The organism is Corallococcus terminator, assembly GCF_049194865.1.
Lineage (GTDB): Bacteria > Myxococcota > Myxococcia > Myxococcales > Myxococcaceae > Myxococcus > Myxococcus terminator_A.
On sequence record NZ_JBLZWL010000119.1, the window covers coordinates 18,890 to 29,688 of the forward strand.

A 10,799-nucleotide genomic window follows, 5' to 3' on the forward strand; every position below is an offset into this window, starting at 1 on the left:
AGCAAAGAGGGGGGTCCGCCTCATAACCCCCAGCTCTGGAGATGGCCACGGTTGATGAGGCACCCCGCCCGCCACGCAACCCCCCCAGTTGCCGCGCCCGGCGCCCTCGGGCCCGTGAAACCCGGCGGCGCGTGGTCCAACTTCCACCCTGGGAGAGTCACGAAGCCCCCTGGGGCGACTCCGACTTTGTCCAACCGGGCAATGTTCCCGTCCCCTCGTATCAGGGATGCTGGCGGTCGCCTTCCTGATGCGGGTTCCCGCTAGGGACGGGGGGGAGTGCCACATGATGCGACGTTGGACGTTCGCTCAGCGAGTCGGGGCGGGTGTGTCCGCCTGCATGCTCGCCGGTCTGCTGCTCCTCGCGACACTCCTGTCCGCGGCGCACGGACTGCTCAATCACACAGAGGCCGCGCGCCTCGCGCTGCAACAGACGCTGCTGGCCGGCTGCGTGGGCCTGGCCGGCGTGGGCGCGCTGGGCTTCGTGCTGCACCACGCGCTGGCCCCGCTGCACGCCCGGCACGAGCACAGCGAGCAGCGCCTCCAACTGCTGATGGAGGCCGTGACGGACTACGCGCTGTGCTTCCTGGACCGGCACGGCCGCGTCACCGCGTGGAACGCCGGCGCGGAGCGCCTCACCGGCTGGGCCGCGACGGACGTCACCGGCAGCGCGCTGGAGCACCTGCACCCCGAGGACGCCGTGGCCGCGGGCGTCCCCCAGGCCCACCTGGAGCGCGCCGCGCGCGAGGGGCGCCTGTTGTCCGAGGGCTGGCGCGTGCGCCGCGACGGCACGCGCTTCTGGGCGGAGACGCTGCTCACCGCGCTGTGGGACTCGCGCGGCCGGCTGCGCGGCTTCGCCGAGGTGACGCGCGACATCACCGAGCGCCGCCGCATGGAGCGCGCCCAGGCCCTCTTCGCCGAGGCGGGCCGCGTCCTGCAGCCCCTCTCCGGCGCACGCGAAGTGGGCGAGGCCCTCACGCGCCTGTGCGTGCCCGAGGTCGCCGACGCGTGCATCCTCTTCCTGCCCTCCGAGGACGGTCAGGTGCGTCCCCAGGCCGTCGCCTGCGCGGACACGCAAGCCGCCAGTCGACTGTGGGAGCCGCTCTTGCGCAGCCCGCACGGCGACGAGGTGGGGCCCAGCCGCGTGGTGTGCACCGGCCGCGTGGAGCTCCTGCCGGAGGTCGACCCGGAGCGGCTGCCCCTGGCGCTGGAGGGCACCGCGCACGGCGAGCTCTTGCGCGTGCTGGGCGTGACGTCCGCGCTCACCGTGCCGTTGGCGGTGGGCTCGCGCGTGCTGGGAGCGCTGTGCCTGTTGTCCACCGGCGCGCGGCGCTACGGCCAGGTGGACCGGGCCTTCATGGAGGAGCTGGCCGCCCGCGCCGCCCTCGCCCTGGACAACGCGCGCCTGCTCGCCGAGGCGCAGGGCGCGCTGGAGCTCATCGGCGTGGCCGCGCACGATTTGGGCAACCCCCTGAGCTCGCTCCAACTGAGGCTGCGGCGGCTGCGCCTCCTGGACGTCAGCGCGCACGAGCCCCGCATGCGCGAGGGACTGGCGGGCGTGGAGGGAGAGGCGCGCCGCATGGGCCGGCTGCTGCACAACATGCTCGACCTGTCGCGCCTGTCCGCCGGCCACATGACGTTGGACCGCGAGGACGTGGACCTGGCCGCGCTGGTGCGCGAGGTGGCCGAACGTCACGCCGAGCAGGCCACCGCCGCCGGCTGCGCCCTCACCGTGCGCGTCCAGGAGGACGACGACGCCACCGGGAAGTGGGACCGGCTGCGCCTGGACCGCGTGGTGACGAACCTCCTGAGCAACGCGCTCAAGTTCGGCCACGGCCAGCCCGTCGACCTGAGCGTCCACGGCGACGCCACCCACGTGCGCGTCACCGTGAAGGACGCGGGCCTGGGCATCGCTCCAGGCGACCAGCAGCGCCTCTTCCGCCGCTTCGAGCGCGTCCACGGCGACGGCGGCCCTCACCACCCCGGCACCGGCCTGGGCCTCTACATCGCCCACCAGCTCGTCGAAGCCCACGGCGGCTCCATCCACCTCCAAAGCCGAATCGGGGAAGGCGCGGAATTCACTATTGAACTTCCCAGGACCCTCCAGGGCAGGTCCTGCCTGGCCCTACAAGTCAGTGTCTAACCCCCTGTAATTGCTCCAGTGAAATAGGAAAATTCCGACAGCTGACACCTCCAGGGGTTTGAGGACAGCGGATTATTTTCCTAGAAGTTGAAGACATCTGTTCACTCCAGATATTCTTCGTACGGCTAAAAAAGGCTCGAACCGGGGAAACCCGGAAACGGGAGAGACCCGGCCCACATCGTCCCCCCGACGACGGGCTACAGGGTCCGCAGGCCGGGGCGCCAATTGCGGTGCCCGAAACCACACGTACGAGGAGATTCACCCATGGGTGGACTTGGAGCACCCTGGTCCCAGCGCGAGGCGTGTGTACCCCGCTCGCTCGATTACCCCACGGCCAGCCGGACGTTTCTGCTGGTGGCGGTGACGGGGTTGCTGGTGGCCTGCGGAGGACCGGACCTGGCCTCGGAAGCAGATTTCGTCGCGGTGGACTCGCTGGAGTCGGAGGCCCAGGCGTTGTCGGGGCTGGACGACTCGCGCCGCCCGCGTCCCGCCACGCCGGTGGGCCTGGCGCTCGAGGTGGACAACGGGACGGGCAAGCTCGTGCGCGTGCGCGCGGGAGGCACCTTCTTCATCAGCCAGATTGATATCCGCGCCGCCGTCATGTCCTTCGTCGACAACAAGGATCTGAAGACGCTGCGCACCACCAGCGACTTCGCCGGCCTGGGCTGGTCGGGCGTGCGCGCGGTGGACGAGGAGCCGGTGCTGCTGGGCAACCCCGGCGCGTACACCCGCCGCCGCTTCTACCGGGGCGCGGCGTGGATGGACGTGCCCAGCTTCTTCACCGTGGAGCCGGTGGACTCGCGCGGCCGCCTCACCGGCCTGCCCGTGCTCTTGAACATCGGCTCCGAGCACCAGCGCAGAGACCGCAGCGACGACTTCTTCATCCGCCGCCTGCGCGCCATCCACACCACGAGGGACTGCCTGACGCCCACCGACTGCACGGGCGCCAAGGACTTCGAGGAGGAGGCGCTCGTGGAGGTCCGCAACGCCTACGAGCACGCCAAGGCGCGCACCCTTTCGATGTCCTCCGGCACCACCGCCCTGCGCCTGCGCTGGAGCCTGCGCCCCTTCGCCCCCTACACCATCCCCGTGGAGCAGGTGAACGACTCGGACTATGCGTACGGCTTCGGCATCGACGTGGCGGCCCTCACCCCGCCGCGCCGCGATGGCACCTACGCGCCCGGGTCCGAAATCACCTTCCAGGTCACCCTGCGGGACGGGGAAGGCAAACGGCTCCACCCCTCGGGGAGTCTGCCGGCCTACAATGAGGTCGCCCCCATTGGCGGAAACGCGGCGGGCATTCAGTACTATCGGGCCTTCTTCGATGCGACGACGACGTACTACCGCCGCAAGCACCGGGAGCGGATGCTGATGACGCAAATCATCGGGCCCGCACAGAACATCCAGCCCATCCGCTCCATCATCGACATCGACGCGTTCCTGGACCCGGAGGTCGATGAGCAGGTGGTGGCCACCGAGGCGCGCGACGGCGTCTACTCCCAGTTCGCGATTCTGCCCTTCGCCAACATCGTCTTCCGCGGCGCGTTCTTCCCCGGGGAGGGCCTCTGGGACCGTCCCAACACGGACACCTGGCAGTACACGATTCCCGCCAACGCCACGCCGGGCACCTACCTGGTGACGGTGAAGGGCCGCCGCGTGTACCTGGGCGAGGACCTGCCGGGCTCGCGCACCATCGAAATCCAGGTGGGCTCCAAGAAGCGCACCGAGGCGAAGCTGACGACGGGCCCGTGCAACAGCTGCCACAGCGAGGGCGGAGAGCTGTCCGAAGTCCTCCACGGCAACGACAACCGCGCCGCGTGCAACGGGTGCCATGCGCCGCTGGGCTTCGAGCTGGAAGGCCCCATCTTCGTGCGCACGCACTTCATCCACTCGCGCTCCAACCGCTTTGATGCGCCCCTGGAGAAGTGCTCCTCCTGTCACCTGACCAAGGAGAGCATCCAGCGCACCAGCAAGGCCGCGTGCCTGTCGTGCCACAAGAGCTACCCGGACAGCCACGTGGCGAAGTTCGGGCCCATCGAGAGCATGTACGTCGGGGGAGGCAGAGAGTCCTTCCAGCAGTGTACCGGCGCCTGTCATACCCAGCACCCGCGCGCCGGCCTCTAGCCGCCGCCAGTCACACCGGAGGTCCTTCATGGCACAAGTGAAGATGCAGACGGCTCGCACCACGTTGAAGGAGCCTGATGCCGCCGCGGAGGACCTCCTCAGTCAGCTGGGCGCCATCAAGCCCGTGCTCGTGACGATGTTCGCCTCGCGCAACAGGGACCAGCACGCCCTGAACCGCGCGGTGCGCGAGCGGCTGCCCCCGGGCACCCGGCTGGTAGGCGCGACGACGGCGGGCGAGCTGGACAACACCGGCATCCACGAGGGCAGCGTCGTGCTGTCCGCCCTCTCTGGCGACCTGGAGGTCGGCCTGGGACTGGGCACCGGGCTCTCCCTGGACGCCATCAGCGCGGGACAGGTGGCCATCCGGCGCGCCTGCGAGGATTTGGGCGTGCGGCAGCAGGACCTGGACCCGCGCCGCTATGTCGGCCTCGTCATCGACGACGGCTTCCGCTACAAAAAAGAAGAGCTGCTCCTGGGCATCCTCGAGCGCAGCCAGACGCTGGTGCTCGTGGGCGGCGGCGCCAGCGACGACAACCGGGACCCGGCCAGGCAGTCCGCGCTGGTGCACGTGGACGGAGAGGTCGCCACCGACGCGGTGCTGGTGGCGCTGTTCCGCACGAGCGCGCCGTGGGCCGCGCTGCGCTCGCACTGGTACGTGCCCACCGGCGAGAAGCTCACCATCACCAAGGTGGACGAGAGCCACACGCGCGCGCTCGAAATCGACGGGCGCCCGGCCGCGAAGCGCTACGCCGAAATCCTGGGCGTGGAGGACGTGCGTGACTTGGAGTTCGGCACGCCCAAGGGCTTCGCGGTGCGCCCCACCGCGCTGCGCGTGGGCCGCGAGTACTTCATCCGCGCGGCGTGGAGGCCCCAGGAGGACGGCTCCATCCTCTTCGCCAACCTGCTGGAGGAGGGCACCGAGCTGGAGCTGATGAGGCTGGGTGACATGGCGGGGATGACCAGGAGCTTCTTCACGGACGAGCTGCCCCGCCGGGTACAGAACCCCCAGGCCGCTCTCCTGTTCCACTGCGGCGGGCGCATGTGGTACGCGCATGCGACCAACACGGTTTCCCAGCTCGCGGAGACTTTGAAGGCCGCACCCACCGCCGCTGGGATGAACGTGCACTTCGAAATCTACTCGGGGTTCCACATCAACACCACGCTGACCACGCTGGTGTTTGGGGCAAACTGAGCCATGGCCACCTCCCTCACCTCCTCCGTCCCGACGGCGGCCACCGCCACCCTCCTGCTCGTGGCGAGCGAGCGCGAGTGCCAGCGCGTGGAAGAGGCGCTCGCCCAGGCGGGCGTCGTCGCCCAGGCGGAGCGAGCCACCAGCGCGGAGGCCCTGACGGCCGCGCTGGCGCGCCCCTGGTCGCTCGTCGTGTGCGGCTCCGAAGTGCCGGGCCTGGGCTTCGCGGAGGCGCAGACGCTGTGGCGCAAGCACTCGCGAGAGCTGCCCTTCGTCGTGCTGTCGCGCGACTGGAGCGACGACACGCTGGAGGCCAGCACCCGGGCGGGCGCTCGCGACTACGTCACCGAGGACCGCTTCAACCGGATGGCGCCCGTGCTGCGCCGCGAGCTGCCGCTGGCCGGAGACAGGCTCCGCCATGACGCCACCGCGGAGGAGCTGCACCGCACCAACTGGATTCTGGGCAACATCATCGACGCGCTGCCCTTCGTCCTCTTCGTGAAGGACGCGGCGACGCGCCGGCTCGTGGTGGCCAACAAGACCTTCGCTGACGCGTTCGGCGTCACCAAGGAGTGGCTGCTCGGCAAGCTGGACCACGACTACTTCCCACAGGAGCAGGCGGACTCGTTCGTCGCCATCGACTCCGACATCCTCGCCAGCAAGAAGATGCGCTCCTTCGAGGAGGTGGCGCGCGCGGGCGGCGTGGACCGCATCTTCGCCACGCGCAAGCTGCCGCTCCTGGATGGCGGCGGCGAGGCCCGCTACGTGCTGGGCGTCACCGAGGACATCACCGAGCGCAAGCAGAACGAGGAGATGCTGCGCGCGTCCAAGGTGGAGCTGGAGGCGGCCAACAAGCAGCTCGCCGCCAGCCTGGAGGAAATCAAGCGCACGCGCGCCGTCTCCGCCCGCTCGCTGGCGTCCTACCAGCAGCGCGCGCTGCAGATGGAGATCATCCGCCAGCAGAACGAGGACCTGGACCGGCTGGCCCAGGAGCTGGCGCTGGCCAAGCGCAACGAGGAGGAGCGCGCCCGCGAGGCCGAGGCCGCCGTCCGCCTCAAGAGCGAGTTCCTGGCCAACTTCAGCCATGAAATCCGCACGCCGCTCAACGGCATCATCGGCTACTGCGACCTCTTGATGCGCGAGGAGGGCTCGCGCCTGACGGCCCATGGCCGCCGCGACCTCAACGTCGTCAAGACGAACGCGAAGACGTTGCTCGCGCTCATCAACGACATCCTGGACCTGTCCAAGATTGAAGCGGGCAAGGTGGATGTCGTCACCGAGCCGGTGGACGTGCAGGAGCTGGCCGACGAGTGCATGGCCACGGTGAAGGAGTACCTCAAGGGCAAGGACGTGGCCCTGACGACGCACATCGACGGCCAGGCGAGCATGCTGCGCACCGATGCGCTGAAGCTGCGGCAGATCATGCTCAACCTCCTGAGCAACGCCGCCAAGTTCACCGACACGGGCGAAGTCGCGCTGAGCATGGTGCCCTCCGGCGACGAGGTGGTGATGACGGTGGAGGACACCGGCGTCGGCATCCCCTCGGACCAGCTCCCCTTCATCTTCGAGAAGTTCCGCCAGGTGGACGGCTCCACCACGCGCAAGGTGGGAGGCACGGGCCTGGGGCTGGCCATCGTCCGCGAGCTGTCGCGCGTGCTCGGCGGCAATGTCAGCGTCGTGTCCACGCTGGGCCGGGGCACCACCTTCACCGTGCGCCTGCCCAACAACATGGCGGACCGGCCGGAGGACGCGCCGCAGGTGGCGGTCCACGAGCGCGGTGTGCCGGTGGCGGAGGTCGCCCAGCACGTGAGCACGCTGGCGCAGCCCGGCAGCACGGTGCTGGTGGTGGATGATGATCCGCTCATCCAGCAGCTCGTCACCGGCCAGCTGGAGCCCGCGGGCTTCAAGGTGGTGGTGGCCGAGGACGGCATCGCCGCCCTCAAGCGCGCCCGGGAGCTCAGGCCCCAGGCCATCCTGCTGGACATCCACCTGCCCAAGCTGGACGGCTGGTCCGTGCTCAGCCAGCTCAAGGGCGACCAGTCGCTGGCCACCATCCCCGTCATCCTCATCTCCGTGGAGGAGCAGCGCGCGCGGGGCTTCTCGCTGGGCGCGTGCGAGTACCTGGTCAAGCCGGTGGAGCCCGAGCGCCTGGTCGAAGTGGTGCAGCGCTGCCTGGGCCAGCCGTCCGGCACCTCCGCGGGCGACGTGCTGGTGGTGGACGACGACTCCGCCACGCGCGAGCTGGTCAGCCGCAACCTGCGCCGCGCCGGCTTCTCCACCGCGGAGGCGCGCAACGGCGAGGACGCGCTGCTCAAGGCCCGCGTCTCACCGCCGTCCCTCGTCGTGCTCGACTTGATGATGCCCAACCTGGATGGCTTCGAGGTGCTGCGCCGGCTGCGCGCGGAGAAGCTCCAGGTGCCCGTCGTGGTGCTCACCGGAAAGTCGCTCACCCACGAGGAGGAGTCGCTCCTGCGCGACGGCTTCGCCGGCTTCGTGAAGAAGGGCGGCCACGCGCTGGAGGACGTCATCGCCCAGGCCAAGGGCCTGCTGCTGTCCCAGCGTGCCGCCAGCGCCGGCAGGCTGCCTCGCATCCTGTATGTGGAAGACAGTGCCCAGAATCGGGACATCGTCCGCCGCTACCTGGGCGGACTGTTCGAAGTCATCGAGGCGGAGGACGGAGAGCACGGCTTGGAGCGCGCGACGCGCGACAATCCGGACCTCATCCTGATGGACCTCTCCCTGCCGCGGCTGGATGGTTGGGAGGCAACACGTCGCTTGCGTGCGGTACCCTCCGTGGCCAACGTGCCGGTCATCGCGGTGACGGCTCACGCGGGGCGGGAGTACCAGGACAAGGCACACGCGGCGGGCTGCACCGCGTACCTCACCAAGCCCCTTGATCGTGACCAGTTGCTCGAGATGATCCGCAAGCATCTAGGGAGAAGCCATGGCTGAAGAAAAAGCACGCGTCCTGGTGGTGGACGATGACCCGGACCTGCTCGACCTCGTCCAGCGCTCGCTGAGCTCCTATGGCTTCGAGGTGTTGACCCACACCTCGGCGCTGGGGGTCTCCAACCTGGTGAGCGCCTCCGAGCCGGACTTCGTCCTCATCGACGTCAACTTCCCCGCCCTCAAGGGCGACAAGGTCGTCAACCTCGCGCGCCAGTACGCGTCCGCGAAGACGAAGTTCATCCTCTACTCGGCCTCGGACGAGTCGAAGCTGCGCTCGCTCGCACTGGCCTCCGGTGCGGACGGCTACATCTCCAAGAGCGTCCAGGGCGAGGAGCTGGCCAACCGGCTGCGCACCTTCCGGCTCAAGCCGCGCCCGCCCTCGGCCACCTGAGCCGTCGTCTCTCCGTGCTCCGGGCCACCCAACGGCCCGGGGCGCGGCACCCGCCGTACCCACCGTCGTAGCGAGCCACGTCCACTGTTCCCGTCGGGCACGTCTCCTTCGCGCACTCACCTTTGAATGCCCACCTCTCCCTTCGGAGGGCACCATGCACACGCCACATGGTTACAGTTATGCGGAAAAGTTGCGGCAGGAGCTGGATGAACCGCTCTTCAATCCCCTGTTGAAGAAGTGGGTGGGCCGCGGAGAGCTGGACTACGAGGTGTACCTCAAGACGCCGCAGCTGCTGGCGCTGCAGGCGCCGGAGGAGCAGCGCGTCTCGCATGACGAGCTGATGTTCCAGGTGGTGCACCAGGCGCAGGAGCTGTGGCTGAAGCTGGCCTCGCGCGAGGTGGTGGAGGTGGTGGCGGAGCTGGACAGGGACGCGCTGTGGGCGGCGTCCGCGCGGCTGGAGCGCGTGTCGCGCATCGTCCAGGGCCTGAAGTCGGAGCTGGCCGTGCTGGAGACGATGACGCCGGATGCCTATCAGGTCATCCGCCGCAGCCTGGGCAATGGCAGCGGGCAGGAGTCACCCGGTTACAACATGCTGCGCAAGGCGGCGGAGGGGCTGGAGCAGGCGTTGGAGCGGCTCCTCGCGCGGCGCGCGCGCACGCTGCTGGACGTGTACCGGAGCGGACCGGACGACTTGAAGCGCCTGTGCGAGCAGCTGGTGGACGTGGACGAGGCCTTCCAGGGTTGGTTGCACGCGCACTTCCAGCTCGTGCGGCGCACCATCGGCGTGGACCGCTCCGTGAAGGCGCTGGACGGGCTGCCCACGCAGGTGCTGGCGGGGCGGATGACGCTCCCCCTGTTCCGTCAGCTCTGGGACGTGCGCGTGGAGCTGACGTCCGGGTGGCGGCGCGAGGGAGGCCATGCGCCGGGCGCGCGCCGTGAGGGCTGCATGGAGGGCGCGATGGGTGCCTATACCGCGCCGATGACCTCCGCCGTATGCCCGGTGCACCCGGGCTTTCCGCCTCGGGGCGAGTCGTGACGTCGAGGCCGCGCCCGGTGGCGGAGTCACCTCGCGCGCTGCTGCACCTGCTCTACAACGGCGCCAAGGCGGTGGACGTGGTGGAGGCGTCGCTCCAGCTGGGGCTGCTCGAGTCGCTGGAGGGCCCCTCCCCCGTGTCGCTGGCGGAGCTGTCCGCGAAGCACGGCCTGGTGCCGGGCCGGCTCTACAAGCTGCTGGACTGCCTGGAGAGCCTGAGCCTGGTGACGCGCGCGCAGGACACGGACGCGCTCGCGTCCGCGCGCTACCAGGCGGTGCCAGGACTGCGCGAGGCGGCCATCGCCGTGGTGGGGCCTCAGGGACGGGAGAAGGACCGCGAGAAGTTCCCCTGGCACCAGCTGCACGGGCGGCTGCCGGAGGTGCTGCGCGGACAGCACTCCATCTCCCCGGACGACTTCGACTGGCCGCTGCGCACGCAGGAGCAGCTGGAGGGCTTCGAGACGAGCATGGCCGCGGGCCTGCCGCCCATCCTGGAGTCGCTGCGCCTGCACTCGGAGCGGCTGTGGAAGGGCGACGTGCGCGTGCTGGACGTGGGAGGCGGCGACGGCAGCCTCGCGGCGCTGCTCACGCGCGAGCACCCCACCGCGCGCGTGGACGTCTACAACCTGCCGGCCACCTCCACGCTGGTGGAGCGCACGCGCGAGCGCTTCGGCCTGACGCCGTCCCAGCTGGGCTTCGTGGGCGGCGACTTCCTCGCGGAGCCCCTGCCTCCCGGCTACGACGTGATGACGTTCGTCCGCGTGCTCCACGACTGGTCCGCGCAGACGGCGCAGACGCTGCTGAAGGCCGCGTGGGCGGCGCTGCCGTCGGGTGGCCGCGTGGTCATCTGCGAGGAGTTCCGCACGCCGGAGCGCCTGGCCGCGCAGTTCTTCTGGACGTACTTCCTCATCGGCGTGGACTCGTGCGTCAGCCGGCTGCGCGAGGTGGAGCTGTACCTCCAGATGCTCCAGGA

General features: G+C 69.8%; 7 protein-coding genes. All 7 read left to right on the forward strand.

Going from position 1 to position 10,799, the window contains the following annotated elements:
* Positions 1-283: 283 nt before the first annotated feature.
* Positions 284-2,140, forward strand: coding sequence for a sensor histidine kinase (locus ACN469_RS35970; RefSeq protein WP_498775603.1), 1,857 nt, complete (start codon positions 284-286; stop codon positions 2,138-2,140).
* Positions 2,141-2,404: 264 nt separating this feature from the next.
* Positions 2,405-4,264 (forward strand): cytochrome c3 family protein, encoded by a 1,860-nt coding sequence (locus ACN469_RS35975; RefSeq protein ID WP_498775605.1) that lies wholly within the window; start codon positions 2,405-2,407, stop codon positions 4,262-4,264.
* Between the two features lie 28 nt (positions 4,265-4,292).
* Positions 4,293-5,456, forward strand: coding sequence for an FIST signal transduction protein (locus tag ACN469_RS35980; protein WP_498775607.1), 1,164 nt, complete (start codon positions 4,293-4,295; stop codon positions 5,454-5,456).
* 3 nt (positions 5,457-5,459) lie between these two features.
* Positions 5,460-8,405, forward strand: coding sequence for a response regulator (locus tag ACN469_RS35985; RefSeq protein WP_498775609.1), 2,946 nt, complete (start codon positions 5,460-5,462; stop codon positions 8,403-8,405).
* Positions 8,398-8,793: a response regulator gene (locus ACN469_RS35990; RefSeq protein ID WP_498775611.1), complete on the forward strand. Its 396-nt coding sequence runs from the start codon at positions 8,398-8,400 to the stop codon at positions 8,791-8,793. Before ACN469_RS35985 ends, ACN469_RS35990 begins: the two co-directional genes overlap by 8 nt.
* Before the next feature lie 154 nt (positions 8,794-8,947).
* Positions 8,948-9,829 (forward strand): tryptophan 2,3-dioxygenase family protein, encoded by an 882-nt coding sequence (locus ACN469_RS35995; RefSeq protein WP_498775613.1) that lies wholly within the window; start codon positions 8,948-8,950, stop codon positions 9,827-9,829.
* On the forward strand, positions 9,826-10,799 hold a 974-nt coding region (locus ACN469_RS36000; RefSeq protein ID WP_498775615.1), incomplete at its 3' end, for a methyltransferase. The genes ACN469_RS35995 and ACN469_RS36000, both read left to right, overlap by 4 nt.

Bases quoted from the DNA above. Each gene is read 5' to 3' on its own strand.
- ACN469_RS35970 (WP_498775603.1), top strand. From the start codon at position 284: ATGATGCGACGTTGGACGTTCGCTCAGCGAGTCGGGGCGGGTGTGTCC.
- ACN469_RS35975 (WP_498775605.1), top strand. From the start codon at position 2,405: ATGGGTGGACTTGGAGCACCCTGGTCCCAGCGCGAGGCGTGTGTACCC.
- ACN469_RS35980 (WP_498775607.1), top strand. From the start codon at position 4,293: ATGGCACAAGTGAAGATGCAGACGGCTCGCACCACGTTGAAGGAGCCT.
- ACN469_RS35985 (WP_498775609.1), top strand. From the start codon at position 5,460: ATGGCCACCTCCCTCACCTCCTCCGTCCCGACGGCGGCCACCGCCACC.
- ACN469_RS35990 (WP_498775611.1), top strand. From the start codon at position 8,398: ATGGCTGAAGAAAAAGCACGCGTCCTGGTGGTGGACGATGACCCGGAC.
- ACN469_RS35995 (WP_498775613.1), top strand. From the start codon at position 8,948: ATGCACACGCCACATGGTTACAGTTATGCGGAAAAGTTGCGGCAGGAG.